The sequence below is a fragment of the Streptomyces sp. NPDC056738 genome (assembly GCF_042790435.1).
GTDB lineage: Bacteria > Actinomycetota > Actinomycetes > Streptomycetales > Streptomycetaceae > Streptomyces.
In genome coordinates this window covers 72008-92290 of the sequence record NZ_JBHTZF010000005.1, presented here as the reverse complement: position 1 = coordinate 92290, position 20283 = coordinate 72008, and the positions used below count along the sequence as shown (strand labels likewise).

20 protein-coding genes are annotated in these 20283 nt (G+C 70.3%); 9 read left to right on the top strand and 11 right to left on the bottom strand.

The genetic code is table 11. The features are described from left to right. Positions 1-5: 5 nt before the first annotated feature. The gene (locus ACFRIC_RS14480; RefSeq protein ID WP_382784515.1) at positions 6-1625 is read left to right on the top strand and encodes a multicopper oxidase family protein; all 1620 of its coding nucleotides are present in this window, start codon (positions 6-8) and stop codon (positions 1623-1625) included. 32 nt (positions 1626-1657) lie between these two features. Here the strand turns inward: ACFRIC_RS14480 and ACFRIC_RS14475 are convergent, their stop codons facing one another. From ACFRIC_RS14475 to ACFRIC_RS14445, 7 genes are all read right to left on the bottom strand, one after another. Then, positions 1658-1975, bottom strand: a complete 318-nt coding sequence (locus tag ACFRIC_RS14475) for a hypothetical protein (RefSeq protein WP_382784512.1) — start codon at positions 1973-1975, stop codon at positions 1658-1660. Positions 1976-2277: 302 nt separating this feature from the next. Further along, entirely contained in the window at positions 2278-3297 is a 1020-nt protein-coding gene (locus ACFRIC_RS14470) for a 3-oxoacyl-ACP synthase III family protein (protein ID WP_382784509.1), read from the bottom strand. Next, entirely contained in the window at positions 3294-3947 is a 654-nt protein-coding gene (locus ACFRIC_RS14465) for an SRPBCC family protein (RefSeq protein WP_382784507.1), read from the bottom strand. The genes ACFRIC_RS14470 and ACFRIC_RS14465 overlap by 4 nt, the downstream gene beginning before the upstream one ends. Continuing rightward, a complete protein-coding gene (locus tag ACFRIC_RS14460; RefSeq protein ID WP_382784505.1) occupies positions 3919-5775 on the bottom strand; it encodes a thiamine pyrophosphate-binding protein in 1857 nt (618 codons plus the stop codon). The genes ACFRIC_RS14465 and ACFRIC_RS14460 overlap by 29 nt, the downstream gene beginning before the upstream one ends. Then, positions 5772-6788 (bottom strand): GlxA family transcriptional regulator, encoded by a 1017-nt coding sequence (locus ACFRIC_RS14455; protein ID WP_382784502.1) that lies wholly within the window; start codon positions 6786-6788, stop codon positions 5772-5774. Before ACFRIC_RS14455 ends, ACFRIC_RS14460 begins: the two co-directional genes overlap by 4 nt. Before the next feature lie 223 nt (positions 6789-7011). Further along, positions 7012-7641 carry a class I SAM-dependent methyltransferase gene (locus tag ACFRIC_RS14450; RefSeq protein WP_382784499.1) on the bottom strand — a complete coding sequence of 210 codons (630 nt, stop codon included), beginning with the start codon at positions 7639-7641 and terminating at the stop codon, positions 7012-7014. 266 nt (positions 7642-7907) lie between these two features. Beyond that, complete coding sequence (locus ACFRIC_RS14445; RefSeq protein WP_382784496.1) at positions 7908-8612, bottom strand: hypothetical protein; 705 nt, start codon at positions 8610-8612, stop codon at positions 7908-7910. A gap of 213 nt (positions 8613-8825) precedes the next feature. Between ACFRIC_RS14445 and ACFRIC_RS14440 the strand changes: the two genes are divergently transcribed. Both ACFRIC_RS14440 and ACFRIC_RS14435 read left to right on the top strand, forming a co-directional pair. Continuing rightward, entirely contained in the window at positions 8826-9488 is a 663-nt protein-coding gene (locus ACFRIC_RS14440; protein ID WP_382784494.1) for a DUF4328 domain-containing protein, read from the top strand. A gap of 4 nt (positions 9489-9492) precedes the next feature. Beyond that, on the top strand, positions 9493-9963 hold the full coding sequence (locus ACFRIC_RS14435) for a hypothetical protein (RefSeq protein WP_382784491.1): 471 nt from the start codon (positions 9493-9495) through the stop codon (positions 9961-9963). 168 nt (positions 9964-10131) lie between these two features. On the opposite strand, the gene dmpG is transcribed toward ACFRIC_RS14435, so the two are convergent. The 3 genes from dmpG to ACFRIC_RS14420 are packed head-to-tail and all read right to left on the bottom strand — an operon-like array spanning position 10132 to position 12910. Continuing rightward, on the bottom strand, positions 10132-11145 hold the full coding sequence (gene dmpG, locus ACFRIC_RS14430) for a 4-hydroxy-2-oxovalerate aldolase (protein ID WP_382784488.1): 1014 nt from the start codon (positions 11143-11145) through the stop codon (positions 10132-10134). After that, positions 11142-12092, bottom strand: coding sequence for an acetaldehyde dehydrogenase (acetylating) (locus tag ACFRIC_RS14425; RefSeq protein WP_382784486.1), 951 nt, complete (start codon positions 12090-12092; stop codon positions 11142-11144). The genes dmpG and ACFRIC_RS14425 overlap by 4 nt, the downstream gene beginning before the upstream one ends. Further along, positions 12089-12910, bottom strand: a complete 822-nt coding sequence (locus ACFRIC_RS14420; protein WP_382784483.1) for a 2-keto-4-pentenoate hydratase — start codon at positions 12908-12910, stop codon at positions 12089-12091. Before ACFRIC_RS14420 ends, ACFRIC_RS14425 begins: the two co-directional genes overlap by 4 nt. A 182-nt stretch (positions 12911-13092) precedes the next feature. On the opposite strand from ACFRIC_RS14420, the gene ACFRIC_RS14415 reads away from it, so the two are divergent. Next, positions 13093-13821 (top strand): IclR family transcriptional regulator, encoded by a 729-nt coding sequence (locus ACFRIC_RS14415; RefSeq protein WP_382785894.1) that lies wholly within the window; start codon positions 13093-13095, stop codon positions 13819-13821. 49 nt (positions 13822-13870) lie between these two features. On the opposite strand, the gene ACFRIC_RS14410 is transcribed toward ACFRIC_RS14415, so the two are convergent. Beyond that, positions 13871-14503: a TetR family transcriptional regulator gene (locus tag ACFRIC_RS14410; RefSeq protein WP_382784480.1), complete on the bottom strand. Its 633-nt coding sequence runs from the start codon at positions 14501-14503 to the stop codon at positions 13871-13873. A 124-nt stretch (positions 14504-14627) separates the two neighbouring features. Between ACFRIC_RS14410 and ACFRIC_RS14405 the strand changes: the two genes are divergently transcribed. The 5 genes from ACFRIC_RS14405 (at position 14628) to ACFRIC_RS14385 (ending at position 20278) form a co-directional block, all read left to right on the top strand. Beyond that, positions 14628-16235: a bifunctional 3-(3-hydroxy-phenyl)propionate/3-hydroxycinnamic acid hydroxylase gene (locus ACFRIC_RS14405; protein ID WP_382784477.1), complete on the top strand. Its 1608-nt coding sequence runs from the start codon at positions 14628-14630 to the stop codon at positions 16233-16235. Positions 16236-16243: 8 nt separating this feature from the next. After that, positions 16244-17119 (top strand): alpha/beta fold hydrolase, encoded by an 876-nt coding sequence (locus ACFRIC_RS14400; protein ID WP_382784474.1) that lies wholly within the window; start codon positions 16244-16246, stop codon positions 17117-17119. Then, a complete protein-coding gene (locus ACFRIC_RS14395; RefSeq protein ID WP_382784471.1) occupies positions 17116-18129 on the top strand; it encodes a VOC family protein in 1014 nt (337 codons plus the stop codon). The genes ACFRIC_RS14400 and ACFRIC_RS14395 overlap by 4 nt, the downstream gene beginning before the upstream one ends. An 86-nt stretch (positions 18130-18215) precedes the next feature. Continuing rightward, positions 18216-19265 (top strand): amidohydrolase family protein, encoded by a 1050-nt coding sequence (locus ACFRIC_RS14390; protein WP_382784468.1) that lies wholly within the window; start codon positions 18216-18218, stop codon positions 19263-19265. Between the two features lie 296 nt (positions 19266-19561). Continuing rightward, entirely contained in the window at positions 19562-20278 is a 717-nt protein-coding gene (locus tag ACFRIC_RS14385; protein ID WP_382784465.1) for a tetratricopeptide repeat protein, read from the top strand. Positions 20279-20283 lie beyond the last annotated feature (5 nt).

The following is a 20283-nucleotide window of genomic DNA, read 5'->3' as shown; positions in this document are numbered from 1 at the left end:
CGGTCATGGGGCGAAATGGTGGAATCAGCCGTCGATCGGTGCTCAAGGCCATCCCCGCCGCCGGTCTCGCGGCAGCGACGGACGAGGCGTCGGCAGGGCCGCGCACGACCTCGGTGACGGGGGTGACAGCGGCCTTTCCGCAGCCGGCCGTCTGTTCCTCGCGGCCGGTGCCCGGCTCGGCGTCGCCGTCGGCCGTGGAGCAGACCCTCGACGTCCGGTTCGCGGACGTCACCATCCCCGGGTACGGACCGGTGACCACGCGGACCTACAACGGGACGATCCCGGGGCCGACCCTGCGCGTGCACGGCGGGGACGTCCTACGGCTGACGCACATCAACGGTCTGCCGCCCAACACGCCTCACAGCGGCCGTCACAACGTGCCGCACCACGCCAACAGCTTCAATCTGCACACCCACGGAATGCACGTCCGCCCGTCCGGCCACGCCGACAACGTGCTGCGCGAGTTCGCGCCGCGCACCGCCGAGGAGGCCGCCGCCGGAGCCCCGGAGCCGCGGTATGTGACCACCGTCCACGTCCCGGCCGACCACCCGGCCGGAACCTACTGGTACCACCCGCACCTGCACGGATCCACCGCCGAGCAGATCCTCGGAGGCATGGCGGGAGTGATCGTCGTCGAAGGCGACGTCGACGAGATCCCCCAGATCAAGGCGGCCGCCGACATCGTCGTCTGCGTCAACGAACTCAAGTTCAAGGACGGCGAGGTCCCCGCCTTCACCTCGGGCGGCTGGATGACCGGCGTCCCCTCCACCTTCACCGTCAACGGCACGGTCAACCCCACGCTCCACCTGCGCCCCGGCGAGGTCCAGCGGTGGCGGCTGGTCGCCGCGACCGCGTTCACCGCCCTGCGGCTCCAGGTCACCGGGGTCCGCGGGACCCTGACGATGCACCAGATCGCGCAGGACGGGGTCACGTTCGCCGGACCCGTCGCCCGGGACCTGCTGGACCTGTCCATGGGCAACCGCGCCGACGTCCTGGTCCGCGGCGGCGCGCCCGGCAGGTACGAGCTGCGCGACCGTGCGGTGCCCGAGCCCCTGATGACGATCGAGGTCGCCGGAGAACCCGTGGAACCGCCTATGGCGCTGCCGGTCTCGCTGCCGCCGGGCCGCCCCTTCCTCGACGAGCGGGACATCACCGACCCCGGCGCCGACCGGGAGATCGTGTTCCACACGGACGCGGGCGCGTTCACCGGAGCCTTCCCCAACGCCTTCCGCATCCTGGGCAGCCATGCGACCCCGGCCGCGCACCCCGGCGGCGACCTCACACGCGACCCGGCCTACGGCCTGTTCGACCCCGGCTACACCAACCACACCCTGACCCTGGGCACCGTCGAACGCTGGACCGTCCGCACCGACGAGACCGTGCCCGCGCACAGCCACCCCTTCCACCTGCACACCAACCAGTTCCTGCTGACCCACCGCAACGGCGAACGGCTCGATCCACCCGTCTGGCACGACACCATCGGCCTGAACGGCGGCACCCCCGGCGACCGGGTCACCTTCCTCGTCAGATACGAGGACTTCACCGGGCACACCATCGCCCACTGCCACCAACTCCACCACGAGGACCTCGGCATGATGCAGGCCGTCCAGTACGTCGAGCCCTGAGAGCCGGACATCGCCGGGCTTCGCCTTGTCCGTCACAGGGTGTGGTGCAGCCAGCGCTGCAGGACTTCGTTGACGTCAGCCGGGAGGGAGCTGATCTGCTCGATGACGGCACGGTCCTCGGGCATCGGAGGAATGCCGGCGGCCGTCAGGGTCGCGTGCAGGGCCAGACGCCGCTGGTCCTGGGGGTCGAGGGTGTAGCTGAGGCGGTGGGCGGGGTTGGGCGGCGCCAGCAGGAAGTCGCCGTCGTCGCGGGACCGCGCCTGAGCCGGCACGGCGGTGTCACGGGTCTGTACGGCATAGGGGTCGACGAAGGCGCGGGAACCGAGGGTCTCACTGTTCCAGGGGGTCATCTCTGTCTCCTCACCGATGGGTTGTGAACCACCTGTCGAGATCTCCGCGAGGGCCCCTCCGGTTGCGTTCACGGCCGAACATCACGCTGACGGCGTCATCGGCGGGTGATCACCTCGTACGACGGGACGATGGCCGCCGCTGCCACGAAACCCCGCGCGACCACCGACCGCGAAGTCCCCCCACCTGCGCGGACACCGGCTACGAGGTCACCGTCACCGGCCGCGCGGCCACCGGCTACGAGCTCACCGCCACCCGCGGCCACCGGCCATGAACGCATCCCGCGCGGCCGGCGGCCACCGGGTCACCGGCGCCCGCCGGACCAGCGCACGGCGGCGGCTCCGGCGAAGTCGCCGGCGTGGGCGAATCCGCCCAGCACCACGAGGTCACCGTCCTTCACCCGGCCCGAGGCGATCGCGTGGTCCAGGGTGACCGGGATCGCCGCACCGAACAGATTGCCGCACCGGTCGAAGGTGTTCAGGTGCCGCTCGGCGGGCAGTTCCAGCGCCTCCGCCCAGTTGCGCAGGAAGGTGCGGTTCGGCTGGTTGGTGACCAGGACGTCGATGTCGGCGGTCGCCACGCCGAGCCGTCGGCACAGGTCCGTGATCACCTCCGGGACGAGCCGGTTGCCGCGTGCCAGCACCTTGGCGACGCTCGCGTCGGTGAACCCGATCCGGAGCTGGGACTCCCCCGGCTCCCAGTACTTGCGTCCGTCGTCGACCGCGAGGGTCATGTCCCCGGCGTACTCGCCGATGTGCCGGGTCTCCACGTCGAGGACCGGGGCGCCGGCCGACGTGGTCACCCATCCCACGCCGCAGCCGTCGCCCGGGATCGCGGCCTGCGCGAGCCGACGCACCTCGGACTGGGTGAAACACTGCCCGGCGACACTCTGCGCGTTGCAGATCAGCGCGGTCCTCGCGTCGGTGGTGGTGAGGATCTGCCGGGCCAGCTTCAGCATGTACACGAAGGAGGCGCAGCCCGCGTTGGCCACGTCGACGAGCCATTCCGGGTTCAGCCCCAGCCGGCGCGCCACTTCGGTGCCCGCGCCGACGAACGGAAGGTCCGGGAGCTGGCTGTGCACCAGGAGTACGTCCACGCCTCGAATCTCGTCCCTGCCGTGGCGTTCGATCAGGGGCTGGACGGCGCGTTCGATCATGTCCGTGTTGGTCTCGTCCGCGGCGACGTGGTGCCGTGAGCTCGGGACCTTGAACATGGGATGGCCGCGCAGCTTGTCCTCCGCGCCCGGGTACTCGGTGTAGTACTCGGCGGGGACCGGATCGCCCGGGAGGTAGGCGGCGACGTCGGTGAGGCTGACCGTGGTCACGATGCCACCGCCCTCGCGGGAGCCACGCTCACCGGTTGGCCGTTCCGGTGGCGATGCTCCAGGATCGCCTTGAGGTTGTTCATCTCCACGGTGTGGCCCGCGTAGAAGAGGTCCCAGTAGTCTCCCACCCAGGGCCGGTCGGGGCGGGCGGCGAGTTCGGGGTGCGGGTTCGTGTCGTAGTAAGGATGACGGCAGTTGGTCCAGGTGATCACCGATCCCGGCCTGTCGAGGACGAGTCGGGCCGGCACGACCCGCATCAGGTAGATCATCCACAGCTTGTCGCCCTGGTCCCAGGAACAGTGGTAATCCACGGTCATGGCCTCGGGGTTGGCGGCGATCCTGCAGTAGATCCGGGTGTCCTCCTCCAGCCGGTCGCGTCCGACCCACAGTCCGGGGGTGCCGGAGGGCTCGAAGTCCCGCAGGCTGCAGGTCCATTCCTCCAGGTGGTGGCCCTGGCGGAGGTAGTCGTAGGTCAGTTCGGGCGGACAGTCGACGTACTCGTGGATGGTGCAGTACTGCCCGTAGACCTGGTGATGGGGGTAGACGGAGTGGGTCAAGTCCACGCAGTGCGCGGTCAGTTCGTCCCTGCCCGGGTTCTCGATCCGCATCAGGCCCGGGATGTCAGCCGGCGCGGACGATACGTCGCTCATCTGCTTGCTCCTTGGTGTCGGCGTGTTCGGCACGGTCGGCATGGCCGGTGGCTCGCGCGAAGGGCTGGAATGGCAGGAACGGGGGGATCTCCTTCGGGTCGCAGTCCAGCGCCACGAAGGCGGGCCCGGCGCCCGTGTTCCCCCGCAGCAGCGCCTCGCGCAGGTGCGCCGCGCTCCCGGCGCCGGTGACGTCGAGGGACGGGAACGCGGCGGCCACCCCGGCCGCGATGTCGGTTTCGCCGAACACGTCGTCGTCGCGGACTGCGCCCTGAAGGAACTCCTCGCGCAGCGCGCACATGGCGTGGGCGTTGTTGTTGAAGACGACGAAGGTGACGGGCGCGGAGTGCTCCACGGCGGTGTGCACTTCCGCCCCGTGCATGAAGAAGGCCCCGTCGCCGGCGAGTACGTAGGTGCGCCGCCCGGTGGCGAGCGCGGCACCGATGCCCGCGCCGAAGGTGTAGCCCATGCCTCCCATCCCGAGCGCCACGACGAAACGGCCGTGGCGCGGCGCCGGAAGGAGGTGGACCGCGCTGGCACCGGTGTTGCCGGCGTCGACGAAGACGTGCGCGTCCTCGGGCAGGGCCGCCTCAACGGCGGCGAGGGCCTGGGAGAAGGGGACGATCCGCCCGTGGACGGCCGGGAAGTCAAGGCCCGCGGCGGGTGCGGGGAGGGGGCCCGGGTGCCGGGGGCAGGGGCGCGGGCTCGACGCGAGCCCTTCGGTCACCGCGCGCAGTGCGTCCCGCAGGTCCCCGACCAGCGCGGTACCCGGCACGAACGGCGCTTCGGAGTCCAGGCACACGACGTCGGTGGTGGCGAGGGCCCGCTCCAGGCCGCCGCGTGCCAGGAGGGGCAGCCGGGTGCCGACCAGCAGGCACACATCGGCCCGCCGCAGACAGTGTTCTACGTTGGCGTGGCCCATCACCCCCGCCACACCCGCGAACCGCGGGTCACGGTTGTCGAAGACGTCCTTGGCGTCCGGGGTGACGGCCACCCACGCACCGAGGTGCCGGGCCAGCCGGGACAGTTCCGCACGGGCGTCCGCCGCGGCGACGCCCTCTCCGGCGATGACAAGGACGGTGCTCGCGCCGCGAAGGATGTCCGTCACCTCGGCGACAGCGGCCGGCGAGGGCGCGGGCGGTGGGGGCGCGGCCTCTGCCGGTGCGGCCGCTGTCGGTACAGCCTCGGCCGGTGCGGCTCCTGTCGACGTGGCCTCCGCCGGTACCGGTGCCTCCGCCTCTGCCGGCACCGGATCATCCTGGCCCGGCAAGGCGATCCGTGCCTGTTGTACGTCCTTGGGCAGCAGCAGCACCGCAGGGCCGCGCGGCTCCGTCCGCGCCGCCGCCATCGCCCGTGCCAACAGCTCCCCGATCGAGTCCGGGTCCTCGACCCGGGCGCAGAAGCGGGAGATCGGGCTGAAGACGTCGGCCGCGTCGAATGAGCCGCCCTTGCCACTGGTGTCCTGGAAGGCGCCCTCGCCCTCCTGGACCGTCGGCGGCTGGCCGACCAGGGCGAGCAGCGGCACCCTGGACGCGTACGCCTCCGCGAGGCCCGGCACCAGGTTCATCGCGCCGCCTCCCGAGGTGGCGGCAACCACCCCCAGGCGTTGGGTGGTTCGGGCGTAACCGTCGGCCATCGTGACGGCGGAGAACTCGTGCTTGGCGACCACGCCCCGCACGACTCCGCCGCGGTGCACGGCGTCGTACAGGTCCTCGATGTTCGCGCCGCCGACTCCGAACATGTGGGTGACCCCGGCCCGGGCGAGCTCGCCCGCCAAGTGGTCGACCATGCGTACCGTCCCGGCCTCGGGCACGTCTGCCGCGGGTGTCATACGGGGCTCCCGTCCCTCTCGTGGGGCCGGTCGACGAGACCGGACGACGTGATGACCTGGAAGCGGTGCCGGTACTCCTTCGGGGTGACGCCCAGCGTTCGCCCGAAGGACCGGAAGAAGGTCTCGGGGGCACCGAATCCGCAGCGGCCCGCTATCTGACTGATCGGCAGATCGGTCGTCTCCAGCAGCTCGCGGGCGCGGGCGATCCGGGTGCGCTGGACGTACTGCCCGGGAGTCGTGCCCACTTCGCGCCGGAAGACCCGGGCGAAGTTGCGCGGGCTCATGTTGGCGCGCTCGGCCATCTCGGCCACGGGTAACGGGTTGTGGAGGTTCTCCAGGATCCACTCCTGCGCCGTCCGGATCGGCGGATGGTCCGCCAACTGGGCGTCCAGCAGCGCGCTGAACTGGGACTGCCCGCCGTGCCGTTTGAGGAACAGCACCAGGAACCGTGCCGTCTCCAGGGCGAGGGCCGCTCCGTGATCGGCCTCGACCAGGGCGAGCGCCATGTCGATCCCGGTCGACACGCCCGCCGAGGTGACGAAGGGTCCGTCCCAGACGAAGATCGGCTCGGCGTCCACCGTCACCGCCGGATAGCGGCAGGCCATCGTCTCGCTGTACGCCCAGTGCGTGGTGGCGCGTCTGCCGTCCAGCAGGCCCGCCTCGGCGAGCAGAAAGGATCCGCCGCATACGGAGGCGACCCTGCGCGACCGGGCCGCCGCCGTGCCGATCCACGAGATCAGCGCCTGGTCGCGCAGCGCCTCGCCCACACTCCATCCCCCTGGCACGAGAAGCGTGTCGATGGAGCCCCGCCCCGCCTCAAGGGGCATCGCCGCCAAGCTGACACCCGAACTCGTGCGCACCAGTGGCGCGTCGGCGGAGACCAGGTCGATCCGGTACGGGTCGCCCCCCGGGTCCAGGAGCCGGTTGGCGATGTCGAACACCTCGATCGGTCCGGTGATGTCCAGCGCCATGGCACCCGCGTACACCACTACAACCACACGTCGCTCTGCCACGGTCACAGCCTGTATCGGATCTCCGACTGACTGCAATGACAGATAACTGACGCATCCGGCCAACAGACCGTGCTCCGAGAGGAGTTACGGGCTGCTGGCCAGGCACTTCGCATGCGGGCGACGATGACGACGGGTGAGGCAACTCACAGGCACCGGACAGCCGCGCCGGCCCGGCCCACAAGGCGGCATGGAGGACGGGGCATCGAGGCCCGGAGGACACGTCCTAGGGGCGGCGGGCCAGCAAGTGGGCGTCGAGGAAGCCCCGTTCGGAGGCCGGATCGTGGCGCAGCTCGGCGACCACGACGAGCCCGGCTTCGGTCAGCAGCTCGGCGAACCGGTCAACAGGCCAGCTATAGGCGGGAGTCACCTTGTGGTCGAAGCGGATCGGCTCCGAACCCTCGGTGCCGAAGAACGAGACCAGGAGCAGGCCCCCTGGCGCCAGGACACGCACCTGCTCGGCGAGCAGCGGGGGCAGCTCCCCGGGCGGGGTGTGGATCATCGAGTAGTGGGCCAGCACCCCGCCGAGCGCGCCGTCCTCGACGGGCAGGGCCTCCATGCGCGCCTCGTCGAACCGCAGCTCCGGATGGGCCCGCCGGGCGTGCTCGACCATGGCCGGGGAGAGGTCGAACCCGGAGGCGTCCAGGCCCGATTCGTGCAGCATGGAGGTCAGATGGCCGGGTCCGCATCCGACGTCGGCGGTGCGCAGATTTCCCGTCTCGCGCACCAGCTCGGCGAAGGCGCCGAGCATGGCCCGCGCGAACGGCCGCGACTCCATCCGGTCGGCGAACATCGACGCGTAGAGCTCGACGACCCCGTCGTAGGCGATCCTGGTCTCATCCTGGTGATCCGTCACAGGGTGGAAGCTAACAGCCTTTCCACTCAAGGCAGTTGTCGGGCGACGCTCATGGCCGCGCGCGTCCCGGACGCCTACGCCGGTCGAGGCCCGGCTGCCGGAGATCCGGGCCGAACACCTCGTACCGGATGTCGTTCCGAGGACGTACGAGAACTGGTCCGCCGGCCCATGGGCCCCGCCGTCGCGGACCAGAGGGCGAGGGGCGAGGAGCTCCGGTGCACCGGTACGCCACCCGGCCCCTCGCCGATTCCCGGCCGAGGCCAGGGTCAGCCGGACTTGGCGCAGATCGCGTACACGGCGGCGGTGTACGTGTTGCCGCCACCGTTCAGGAAGCCGGCGGTCCAGCCGACGGGTGTGGTTCCGGAGACGATCGGGTTGGAGTGCAGTGCAGGCCCGTTCGACATGGCGGTGCCGCCGGGCATGTACCAGCCGCCACCGGTGGCGATCTCACCGGCCGGGCACCGCGCCTCGACATCGACCATGTCCAGCTCGGCGACGGCCTTCGTGGCGGTGACCACGTGCGCCCCGGCGACCCCGTCCGCCCCCGCGGGCCCTTGAGCCCCGGCGTCCCCCTTGTCGCCCTTGTCGCCGGGCTCCCCCTTGACCCCTTGAGGCCCGCTGTCCCCCTTCTCTCCCTGAGCCCCCGGGTCTCCCTTCTCCCCCTTCTCTCCCTGGACCCCTTGCTCCCCGGCAGCGCCCTCGGCCCCCTGGTCCCCCTGATCGCCCTTGGGGCCGGCGGGCCCCTGGGGGCCGGTGCGGTTCCAGGTGACGGAGTCCTCGCCGGCGCGGCAGGCGGAGTCCGGCTCGACGAGACGAAGCCGGCCCTTCGCGTTCACGCATCCTTGGATCGTGCCGTCCTCGGCTATGTACGAACGCTGCGCGTCCCTGGCCAGCGCGAAGTCCGCCGACGACACGACGATCACGACAGAGGCGGCGGCAGCGGCCGCGACGGCACGACGAATGAGCGTCACAAATCCCCCCGGATTGTTGAACCATCGACTGACATCTCGTCCCAGACCTTCCCCATCGCCCCTGAGAACACACGTGTTGCCGGAATGCACGACAGCACCACCGAGTCCGGCCACTGGTGGGGGCGTCGATGGGAGGCCCGGCGCGCTCGCGCGTGGGTTAGGATCGCCCGCCGACCTGCGGAAAGTCCGAACAGGGGCTCGCGGAGGTGCGTCGTGAAGAGGACAGTGAAGTCGCTGGGCGGTCTGGCCCTGTGGACCTGCGCCGTGCTCGGCGCGCACGCCCTGCTGACCGTCGCGACCGGCCTGGCCGCCTGGCACAAACACCAGGTCCTGCTGGCACCACCGCTGCCGCCCACGCCCGACGGCAGTGAGGCCCTGCCTCTGATCGACGCCGACATATGGTTCGGGAACCTGCTGGGCTGGTGGCAGGCCACGACCCTCGCAGCCCTGGTCGTCCTCACGGTATGGATGAGCGGGATGCGGGACCTCGCGGAGCGGCTCTGGCCCGAGGGACAGCGCCGCCGCCGCGCGTGGCTGTTCTTCGGCTGGGTGCTTCCGGTGGCCGACCTGTTCGTCCCCAAGATGATCGTCAACGACCTGTGGGCGGCCGCCGAACCCGGCCCCCTGCGCCGGCGCGGCCATCCACTGCTCGCCGTCTGGTGGCTCTCGTTCCTCGCCGCGGGCGCGGCGGGCGACAGGGCCCTGTCCACCATGAAGAAGGCGGACACCGCGGCTCAGTCCGGCCGGGTGGTGGAGAGGGTGATGGTGAGCGATGGGCTGTACCTGTGCGCCGCGGCGCTGTCCATATGCGTGGTCTGGCAGCTCAGCGAGCGGCTGAGGAAAGCCGTGTCGGACCGGCGCGCGTTGGTAACGTGACGGCATGGGACGTCGTCGGCTTCGGCACTTGGTCATCGGCTCCGAGCGATTCCGGTGGTGGGTCGGCCATCGCCATGTGCCGGACCCTGACACCGACGACGCGACCGGCCGCTCCTGCCAGGAGGCCCTTGTACTGACGCGCGAGGGCTCGCCCGGCGTGATCCGTATCGTCTTCGACTCGGGCCCGGGCCGCGTGGTGGGCGGCGGGGGCTGGGGGGCTCACGAGGGTGGCGTCAGCCGGGTGGGCGGTGGCTATCTCAACCTCCACCGGCCCGCGGCCGTACGGGAGTTGATCGAGGAGGCTCTTGCGTCCGGTGAGCGCTTCGGACGCGCCGGCCAGGTCGACGGCTGGCGGTTCTTCGACGCCGTGGCCGCACGCGTCCCTCCGGCACGCGAACCACAGCACGAGCCCGCCCCGGCCGCGGTGGAGGTCGCTGTCCGAGCATCGGATCAGGGTGATGGAGAGTCCGTGTGACGACGGGACTTGAGTTCGCCGGCCCATGATCCGCGCCTCCGCCCGGGGCACGGCCGGGTAACTGGTCCTCGCCCAGTACAGGAAAGCGTGCGGGTTCCGGGAATCTTGGATGCTGGGCCCTTGGCGCAGGGAAGAGTCGGGGCCGTGTCGGGGCCGTTGGGTTCTCTTTCAGCTGGCGGTATCTGCTGCGAGGTCGAGGGCGATGTCGGTGATCATGTCTTCTTGGCCGCCGACGAGGCCGCGTCGGCCGACTTCGACGAGGATGGCCCGCGTGTCGACGCTGTATCGGCGGGACGCCGTCTCGGCGTGGCGCAGGAAGCTGGAGTACACGCCGGCGTAGCCGAGGGTGAGGGTTTCGCGGTCGACGCGCACGTCGCGGTCCTGGAGCGGGCGCACGATGTCGTCGGCGGCGTCCATCAGGGGGAACAGGTCGCAGCCGTGCTCCCAGCCCAGCAGGTCGGCGACCGCGACGAATGCTTCCAGCGGGCAGTTGCCGGCCCCGGCGCCCTGCCCTGCGAGGGAGGCGTCGACGCGGGTGACGCCGTTCTCGACGGCGATGACCGAGTTCGCGACCCCGAGTCCGAGGTTGTGGTGGGCGTGGATGCCGATGCCGGTCGACGGGTCCAGGGTGTGGCGGTAGGCCCGGACGCGGTCACGGACGCCGTCCATGGTCAGGCGCCCCCCGGAGTCGGTGACGTATACGCACTGCGCGCCGTAGGACTCCATGAGCTGGGCCTGTCGGGCGAGTTCGGCCGGGGCGGCCATGTGGGACATCATCAGGAACCCGGCGACGTCCATGCCCAGGTTCCGGGCTGCGGCGATGTGCTGGGCGGAGATGTCGGCCTCGGTGCAGTGGGTGGCTACCCGGACCGAGCGGATACCCAGGGCATGGGCCTGGCGCAGGTCGTGCAGGGTGCCGATGCCCGGCAGGAGGAGTGTGGTGGGGACCGCGTGGGTGACGACGTCGCAGACGGCTTCGATCCACTCCCAGTCGGTGTGGGCGCCGACGCCGTAGGTGATGCTGGACCCGGACAGGCCGTCGCCGTGCGCGATTTCGATCGCGCCGACTCCGGCGGCGTCGAGGGCGCCGGCGATGCTGCGGGCCTGCTCGACGGTGTAGCGGTGGCGAACGGCGTGCATGCCGTCCCGCAGGGTCACGTCCTGGACGTAGAGCGAGGTCATCGGGACAGCACCTCCGTGGTGATGGAGCGGGCGGCCATGCGCTCGGCGGTGCGCAGGGCGGCCGAGGTCATGATGTCGAGGTTCCCGGCGTAGGCGGGCAGGTAGTGGGCGGCGCCTTCCACCTCCAGGAAGACCGATACCTTCGCGGCATCTCCGGTCCGCGAGGCCGCGGGCAACAGCGAGCGCGATGGGTCGTCGGCGTCCACCCGCTCGAACTGCACCTTCTGCTTGAGTCGGTAGCCGGGGACGTAGGTCTGTACGCGAGCGGCCATCTCCTCGACGGAGGCGGTGACGGCCGCGTCGTCGCAGTCGCCGACCAGGCAGTGCACGGTGTCCCGCATGATCAGCGGCGGTTCGGCGGGGTTGAGGACGATGATCGCCTTGCCGCGTGCCGCGCCGCCCACCTTCTCGATGGCCGACGAGGTGGTCTCGGTGAATTCGTCGATGTTGGCGCGGGTGCCCGGGCCGGCCGAGCGGGAGGAGATGGAGGCGACGATCTCGCCGTAGTGGACGGGTGTCACGCCGGCGACGGCAGCGACGATCGGAATGGTGGCCTGGCCGCCGCAGGTGACCATGTTGACGTTGGGCGCGTCCAGGTGGGCGTCGCCGTTGACCGGTGGCACCACGTAGGGACCGAGGGCGGCCGGGGTCAGGTCGACGACAGTGCGTCCGAGACCGCGCAGCACCTGGTCATGGCGACGGTGGGCGCCTGCGGAGGTGGCGTCGAAGACGATCGACACGTCGGCGAATTCGTTCAGGCTCACGAGCCCGTCCACGCCCTTGTGTGTGGTGGCGACCTTCAGGCGGCGGGCCCGTGCCAGGCCGTCGGAGGTGGGGTCGATGCCCGCCATGGCGGCGATCTCCAACGACTCGGAGAGCCGCAGCACCTTGATCATCAAGTCGGTGCCGATGTTGCCCGATCCGATGACGGCGACCTTCGTGGTCATGCGGGGGCTCCTTGAGCGGCGGAAGAGGCGAACACGGTGCCGACGGCGCCGAGGCCGTCGATGCGGGCAGTGAACGTGTCGCCCTCGGCGGCAACGGCCATGGGGCCCAGCGCACCGGTCAGGACGATGTCCCCGGCCTTCAGCGGATCCCCCAGGCCGGCCAGGGTAGAGGCGAGCCAGAGGGCGGCGGTGAGCGGGCTGCCCAGGCAGTCGGCGCCGGTGCCCTCGGAGACGGTCTCGCCGTTCTTGGTGAGGGTCATGGTCACGGTGCGCAGGTCGACCCGGTCGAGCGGCACGGGGGTGCCGCCGAGGACGAACAGCCCGCAGGAGGCGTTGTCCGCGACGGTGTCGACGATGGTGATGTCCCAGTCGGCGACGCGGCTGTCGACGATCTCCAGGGCAGGCAGGGCGAAGGCCGTGGCACGCAGCAGGTCGGCGACCGTCGGATCCGGGTGCGCCAGGTCTGCCGCGAGGACCAGAGCGACCTCGGCCTCGACTTTCGGCTGGATCAGGCGGCCCGGCGCGATCGGCTGTCCCTCCGGGACCGCCATGTCGGCGAACAGGGCGCCGAAGTCGGGCTCGCCGACGCCGAGCTGCCGCTGAACGGCGGGCGAGGTCAGGCCGATCTTCCGTCCCACCAGCCGCCGCCCCTCGGCAATGCCGCGCTCGACGTGCAAGCGCTGTACGGCATAGGCGGCCTCGACGTCCTGGTCCGGCAGGATCGAGCGAACCGGCGGACAGGGCTTTCCCGTGCGGGTGGCCTCGGCCAGGACGGCCGCTGCCTCGGCCACGGCGCCGGCGGAACCGTGGGCGCTCATGCCTGGCTCCCGGAGCCGGCGAAAGGATGGTGCGGCACAGGCATGCGGAATACCTCCGAAGCGAATCGGCTGATGGAACGGACGGCGATGACGGCGGTGGCGCCGACAGGGAACAGATATAGAAGCGGCGACCGCGACCAGGCAAAATCTGTTCCATGACACGGAACAGCGTGCTGGGAAACATGCTCGACAAGGCGTCAGCCATCCTGGATTGCTACCGGCCGGACGGAGGAGCGTTCCGTCTGACAGAAATCTCTGCGAAGACCGGACTGCCCAAGGCGACCGCGTTCCGGCTCTGCGCCGACCTCGTACGCCTGGGTCTGCTGGAACGCGAAGCCGATACCTACCGGCTCGGGGGCAAACTCTTCGAACTGGGGTCGCTGGTCCCGCGCCGCCACGATCTGCGCGAGACGGCGCTTCCGTTTCTGCAGGACCTCTTCGAAGCCACTCACGAGACCGTGCACCTCGGAATCCGGGAGGGCCGCGACGTGGTCTACCTCGAGCGCATCCACGGCCACCACGCGGTGACGCTTCCCTCCCGGATCGGCGGCCGGCTCCCCCTGACCTGCACCGGCGTCGGCAAGGCCTTGCTGGCGTTCTCCGGCACCGACCTGACCGAGGAGATCCTGGCCGAGCCGCTACGCCGACTGACCCCGCACTCGATCACGGACCCGGCACGGCTGCGCACCGCCATCGAACAGATCCAGGTGTCCGGGCTCGCCTACGAGGAGCAGGAGGCGGCCCCCGGCATCAGTTGCATCGCCTCGCCCGTCTTCGACGGACCGACAGCGGTGGCAGCCTTGTCGGTGGCCGTCCCCCGGGCCCGGTTCAGCCCCGCCCAGCTCGCTCCCGCCGTGCGCACGGCGGCCCTGGGCCTGTCACGCGCACTTCGTTCCGGCGTGGACCGGTAGCAGAACCCGCCGTTCTTGCGGGAGACAGGCCACTCTCCGGCGACTGCGGTCAGTTTGAGGGCCCGGCGGCCAGGCGACGGGCCGCGTCGTGGACCAGTTGGGCGTGCAACTCGAACATCGCCACCAGGTCGACCGCCTCCCCGTTGAGTTCCCGTTGCACGAACAGGCCGTCCGCACCAGCCATGGCGTAGGTCGTCAGCGTGCGGATCCCGTTCTCGTCCAAGTCGGGGAAGAGGATTCGGCCCATCTCGACGATCTTCTGAGTGGCGGTCTCCCTCACCTGGAGGAACACCGTGCGTCCCTGGGGGGCGTCGGGACGGCGCTCCAGTGCGAGCATCAGGCCCAAGCGCAGGAAGTCGGGTGCCTCGAGCAGCGACTTCGCGACGTTCGCGGCCATCACGGTGACCCGCTCCAGCGGACTTCCCGCCTGTTCGTCCGGCAGTTCGACGGCCGCCAGCCACGTCTCGAAGCTGCGCTCGATGACGGCGGCGATCAGGTCGTCCTTGTCCTTGAAGTGCCAGTAGATCGAGCTGGCGGGCAGTCCGCACTTGGCACTGACGGCCGCGATGGACGTGCCCTCGTACCCGCGTTCGCCGGCGATCTCCGCAGCGGCGTCAAGGATGCGCTGCCGCGACTCCACCCCGTTCGCCCGCTTCTTGCGTGCCGCCTGGGTCCTGGTCAATGAGGTCTCCCCTCGTGTTGCGCCGACCCTTGACCGTATCTCGTACCGAGCTTACCGTAGCGTTCACTCCAATTGGAGTGAGCGCTACATCAAGGCGTGCGGTGAGCGAGAGAGAGGTGGCCCGGTGGCAGCGATCAGTGCTCGAGACCTGGGGGCCGGGAACGACGCGTACGACGTGGCCGTGATCGGTTACGGGCCCACGGGGGTGACGGCCGCGAACTTGCTGGGCGGGATGGGCCTGAAGGTCGTGGTCCTGGACCGGGACGCCGAGGTCTTCGCGCGCGCCCGGGCCATCTCCACCGACGAGGAGGTTCTGCGGATCTGGCAGCGCGCCGGGCTGGCCGAGCGGCTCAAGCAGGACATGCTGGCCGAGCGGCCCGTCGACTTCGTCGACGCCCACGGCCGCCCGTTCATCAGTGCGCGGCCCACACCCCGCGGCCACGGCCATCCGCCGCAGATGTTCATCTACCAGCCGGCCCTGGAGCAGGTGCTCCGCGAAGGCGTCGACCGCTTTCCGAACGTACGGGTGCTGCTGGGACACGAATGCCTGCGGGTCAGCCAGGACGCCGAGGGGGTGGACCTGACACTCGTCGGCACGGCCGACGATTCCGTCCGCCGGCTGCGCGCCTCCTACGTGATCGCGGCCGACGGCGGTTCCAGCCTCACACGCGCCCAGCTCAACATCGGATACGAAGGCAGCACGTACGAGGACCGCTGGGTGGTCATCGACACGAAGATGCTCAAGCCGTGGCCGGATCACGACAAGTTGCGCTTCCACTGCGACCCGGCCCGCCCGGCCGTGGACTGCCCGACCCCGCTCGGGCACCACCGGTGGGAGTTCCCGATCCTCCCCGGCGACGACGAGAAGGAGCTCACCACCGAAGACGCCGTATACCGGCTCGTCGCCCGGTACGGAATCAGCCGCGACAGCGTCAAGGTCCTACGAGCCACCGTCTACAGCCACCACGTCCGCTTCGCTTCCCGCTTCCGCTCCGGCCGCATCTTCCTGGCCGGCGACGCCGCACACGCCATGCCGCCGTGGATCGGCCAAGGCATGGCCGCAGGGGTGCGCGACGTAGCCAACCTCTCCTGGAAACTCCATGCCGTGCTGCGAGGAGAACTTCCCGAAGCGGTCCTCGACACCTACGAGAGCGAACGCAAACCGCACGTGAAGGAGGTCACCAAGCGGGCGGTGTTCGTCGGCCGGATGATCACCGAACGGCGCCTGCCGGTGACTCGCGTCCGCGACCGCACGCTGCGCCTGCTGGATCGGGTGCCCGGCTTCAGCAACTGGATGCAGGACTCCAACTGGATACCGGTCGCCCGCTACGACGCCGGCCTCCAGGCGCGCCCCCGGACCAGAGCGTCCGGCCACCAGATCCCTCAACCCTGGGTGACCGATGCCGATGGCGCCCGGGTTCGCCTGGACGACGCCCTCGCGGGCCGGTGGCTGTTGCTTCACGCGCGAAAGACGACCCCCCAGCCAGTCTGGGAGCGGACGGGATCGGTCTCCCTGGCCGTCACCCCTGCGGGCTCACCGCCGGCCGAAGGCACCCTCGTCGACTGCGACAACGTCCTCCTGCCCTGGATGACCGCCCGCCGCGTGACCGCTCTCGCCCTGCGCCCGGACGCCTACGTCTACGCCGCAGCTCCCGACGGCGCGCTGCTCCCGTCACCACCCCCGGGCCTCACCGCCACCATCCCTCGCCCGGCCCCGGCCACCACCCAGTGAGGAACAGCATGCACACACCGACCACTCCGCCCGCGATGCGGGAGACGACGTACGACATCGGCGGCAACAGGAAGATCTTCGCCGCCGAGACGGGCGACGGCCCGCCGGTTCTGCTTCTGCATGGAGGCGGCCCCGGCGCCTCGGGCGTCTCCAACTACGCCCGGAACATCACCGAACTCGCCAAGGAGTACCGCGTCGTCGTCCCGGACCTGCCCGGCTACGGCCGCAGCACCAAAGGCATCGACAGCACCGATCCCTTCGGCCACCTCGCCGACGGCATCCGCGGCCTGATGAACGCACTCGACCTGGACAAGGCCCACCTGGTCGGCAACTCCTACGGAGGCGCCTGCGCCCTGCGCCTCGCCCTGGACACCCCTGAGCGGGTCGACCGCATGGTGCTGATGGGGCCCGGCGGCGTCGGCACCACGCGCGCCCTGCCCACACCCGGCCTCAACAGCCTGCTCAACTACTACACCGGTGACGGGCCCTCCCGGCTGAAGCTGGAGAAGTTCATCCGCAACTATCTCGTCTTCAACGCCGCAGACGTGCCCGACACAGCCATCGACGAGCGCTACCGGGCCAGCATCGACCCCGAAGTGATCGCCGCGCCCCCGCTGCGCCGCCCCTCCGGGCCGCAGGCGCTGCGCACACTCGTGAAGATGGACTTCACCCGCGACCGCCGCCTGAACCGACTCCCTGTGCCCACCCTCGTGCTCTGGGGCGCCGAGGACAAGGTCAACCGGCCCTCCGGCGGCCCCATGCTCGCCGACCGCATGCCCAACTGCGACCTGTACATGGTCGCCAACACCGGGCACTGGGTGCAGTTCGAGCGCGCCGAACTCTTCAACCGCCTCAGCGCCGACTTCCTGGCAGGCCGACGATGACCACACCCCACGCCCCGTCCGTCTTCGGAGCCGTCCACCTCGGCTACATCATCATCGAGACCAACCGCTTCGCCGACTGGCAGCGCTTCGGGACCGACGCCATCGGCATGCACCATGACCCTCTCTCCCGCGACCTGATGCGCTTCCGGCTCGACGACCAGGAATGCCGCTTCCTGCTTCGCCGTGGCCCCGCCGAAGACGTCGTCACCACCGGCTGGCACATCGACGACCACGCCGCCTTCGAACAGATAGAAGCCCGCATCCGCGCCCACGGCGTCCCCCTCGCCGCGGGCACCGACGAGGAAGCCGCCCTGCGCGGCGTCGAACGCCTGCTGCGCTTCCCGGGCCCCAAAGGAATCACGCAGGAGATCTACACCAACCCGGTGAAGTCCACCGCGCCGCTGCGCATGCTCGCCTCCGCCTTCGTCACCGGCGACTCCGGCATGGGCCACATCGCACTGACCTCCACCAAACCGGCCCAGGTCCGTGGGTACTTCAACACCGTCTTCGACGCACGCCTGACGGACTACATCGACGAGACCATCAGCGGCGTCAAACTCAAGATCCGCTTCCTGCGCGTCGACGAACGCCACCACTCGATCGCCGTGGCCGCCACCCGGGGACTGCCGATCGACCCCGTCCCCACCCGGGTACAGCACCTCAACATCCAGGCCGCCACACTCGACGACGTCGCCCAGAGCTACCAGCGCGTCCACGAACTCGGCTTCGACATGGCCCTGTCCGTCGGCCAGCACACCAACGACCGTGAACTCTCGTACTACGCGCGGACTCCGTCCGGCTTCGAGTGGGAAGTCGGCTGGAACCCCCTCGTCATCGACGAGAGCACCTGGGAACCCACCACCCACCAGGGCATCAGCATCTGGGGCCACCTCCCCGTCGGCCAGACCATCGTCGACAAACTCGCCCAGTTCCGCGCGGGCGCCCGCTCCCTGGCCCGCCCCGAGGACACCGTGCCGGCACTGAGCGGAGCAGGCATCCCCGACAACTGACACAGGAACGTGGTCACCTCACAAGGGAGTGACCACTACCAGGCTTTCTCCCACGCCGCTCCTGCACGCTCATGAAAGGCCGCTTCATGACCCCATCGGCACAGCGCATCGACGTCCACCAGCACATCGTGCCCACGTTCTACCGCGACGCGCTCACCAAAGCGGGCATCGCCGAGGCCGGCGGCCGGGCCCTGCCCGACTGGAGCGCCGCCTCAGCGCTGGAACTGATGGACGTACTGGACACCCGGGCGGCCATCCTGTCCGTCTCCACCCCCGGAACCGGCTTCCTCACCGACCCGGCAGAGGCCACCGCCCTGGCGCAACGACTGAACGATCACTGCGCGACCGTGAGCGCCGACCATCCAGGGCGCTTCGGCTTCTTCGCCACCCTTCCCATGCCCGACACCGCCGCCTCGGCGACCGAAGCCGCACGGGCACTGGACACCCTCGGAGCCGACGGCGTCACCCTGCTCGCCAACAACCGCGGCACCTACCTCGGCGCCAACGGCCAAGAACCCCTGTGGCGTGCCCTGGACGAACGCGACGCCGTCGTGTTCGTCCACCCCGCCGAACTGCCGGCACCCCCCGTCGAAGGCATCCCGCCCTTCGCCGCCGACTTCCTCCTCGACACCACGCGGGCCGCCTACCTCCTGGTCCGCAACGGCATCGTCCGCCGGTACCCCCGCATCCGGTTCATCCTCAGCCACGCAGGCGGCTTCGTCCCCTATTCCTCCCACCGCATGGCCGTCACCATCGCCAACGACACCGGACGAAGCCCGCTGGACGTGCTGGACGACTTCCGCTCCTTCTCCTTCGACACCGCCCTGTCCTCGAGCCCCGCTGCCCTGCCCACTCTGCTCGCGTTCGCGCGCCCGGGGCATGTTCTGTTCGGCAGCGACTGGCCCTTCGCCCCAACCCCCGCCGGGCAGTACTTCGCCAGCGGCCTTGAAGACACCGTCGACACGGACACACGCACAGCCATCAACCACACCAACGCCGAAGCGCTGTTCCCCCGCCTCGCCACCGCTGCGCCACGGTCGCCCCATCGCCCCCCGGCCCCGGTCCGTCTACGTCAGGCGGCCCAGCGCACCGCCGCCCGTCTGATCTTCAAACTCCTCCAGCCAGGCACCGACTGAGACAGGTTCACCGTGTGGAGCCCATCGTGATCGCCGTACTTGGCATGGCTGCCGGCTTCACTTCCGGGCGTACGGCAACTGCTCCCGCCAGCGGGCGGAAACTCCTTCATCGCCGTCTGCGAAGGCGGGACCCTCCGCCCGAAGGCCCCACGGTGGACGGGCCTGTCGAACGGGTCGACCGGTGACTCCACCGTTGCCAGAATCCCGTTCGGGAGCGGAGCCCTGGCCGTACGCGCCCCTTGTGCCGGTCGACGAGCCTTACCATCTGTTGAGGCCACGACGCGAAAGGCAGCGACATGGTGCAGTGGCAGGGGACCAACTTCACCGTGGACGGCCACGAGCCGACCAGTGCCGAGGAGTACTACCGGATCGGCCTGCACTGCTGGAACAGCGGGCAGCACCCGGGTGCGGAAGTCCACTTCCTCGAAAGCGCGGCGTCCACCGGCCACAGCGCCGCGATCGAACTGCTGGGGCACATCGACTACATACAGGGGCGGTACGCGAGCGCGGTGCCACGGCTGCGGCACAGCAGCGGTTCACCGCGCGCGGCCTTTTATCTCGCCTCGCTGTACCACCACGGCTGTCCGCAAGCGGGCATCGTCGAGTCGCTGGACGAGGCGGCCCGGTGGTACGGCAGGTCGGCCGACCTGGGCGAGCCCGAGGCGATGCTCGTCCTGGGTGAGCTGTACCTGGAACGACTGATCCCGGTCAGCCGGACCCCGGCGGAACACGCCCTCGAGCAGTTCCTCGCGGCCGCCACGCGCAACCACCCCTACGGCCAGTACCGCGCCGCGGAGATCTACCGCACCCTCTATCAGGACAACGAACGCGCCGCGGTGATGTACCAGTCCTGTGTGGACAACCCGATGACCGCGCGCCACGCCCTGGGGTCGATGATGACGCTTCAGTGCCAGGCGCACCTGCGGGAGATAGGGGCCCTGAGGGCGGCCCGCCTGGCGCAGCAGCGGCGTGACATCGTCAACCCCACGCAGCGGCGGAGCGACTTCTACTGACGTTC

Bases quoted from the DNA above. Each gene is read 5' to 3' on its own strand.
- ACFRIC_RS14390 (WP_382784468.1), top strand. From the start codon at position 18,216: ATGACCCCATCGGCACAGCGCATCGACGTCCACCAGCACATCGTGCCC.
- ACFRIC_RS14425 (WP_382784486.1), bottom strand. From the start codon at position 12,092: ATGACCACGAAGGTCGCCGTCATCGGATCGGGCAACATCGGCACCGAC.
- ACFRIC_RS14400 (WP_382784474.1), top strand. From the start codon at position 16,244: ATGCACACACCGACCACTCCGCCCGCGATGCGGGAGACGACGTACGAC.
- ACFRIC_RS14420 (WP_382784483.1), bottom strand. From the start codon at position 12,910: ATGAGCGCCCACGGTTCCGCCGGCGCCGTGGCCGAGGCAGCGGCCGTC.
- ACFRIC_RS14475 (WP_382784512.1), bottom strand. From the start codon at position 1,975: ATGACCCCCTGGAACAGTGAGACCCTCGGTTCCCGCGCCTTCGTCGAC.
- ACFRIC_RS14435 (WP_382784491.1), top strand. From the start codon at position 9,493: ATGGGACGTCGTCGGCTTCGGCACTTGGTCATCGGCTCCGAGCGATTC.
- ACFRIC_RS14465 (WP_382784507.1), bottom strand. From the start codon at position 3,947: ATGAGCGACGTATCGTCCGCGCCGGCTGACATCCCGGGCCTGATGCGG.
- ACFRIC_RS14460 (WP_382784505.1), bottom strand. From the start codon at position 5,775: ATGACACCCGCGGCAGACGTGCCCGAGGCCGGGACGGTACGCATGGTC.
- ACFRIC_RS14395 (WP_382784471.1), top strand. From the start codon at position 17,116: ATGACCACACCCCACGCCCCGTCCGTCTTCGGAGCCGTCCACCTCGGC.
- ACFRIC_RS14385 (WP_382784465.1), top strand. From the start codon at position 19,562: ATGGTGCAGTGGCAGGGGACCAACTTCACCGTGGACGGCCACGAGCCG.
- ACFRIC_RS14480 (WP_382784515.1), top strand. From the start codon at position 6: ATGGGGCGAAATGGTGGAATCAGCCGTCGATCGGTGCTCAAGGCCATC.
- ACFRIC_RS14415 (WP_382785894.1), top strand. From the start codon at position 13,093: ATGCTCGACAAGGCGTCAGCCATCCTGGATTGCTACCGGCCGGACGGA.
- dmpG (WP_382784488.1), bottom strand. From the start codon at position 11,145: ATGACCTCGCTCTACGTCCAGGACGTGACCCTGCGGGACGGCATGCAC.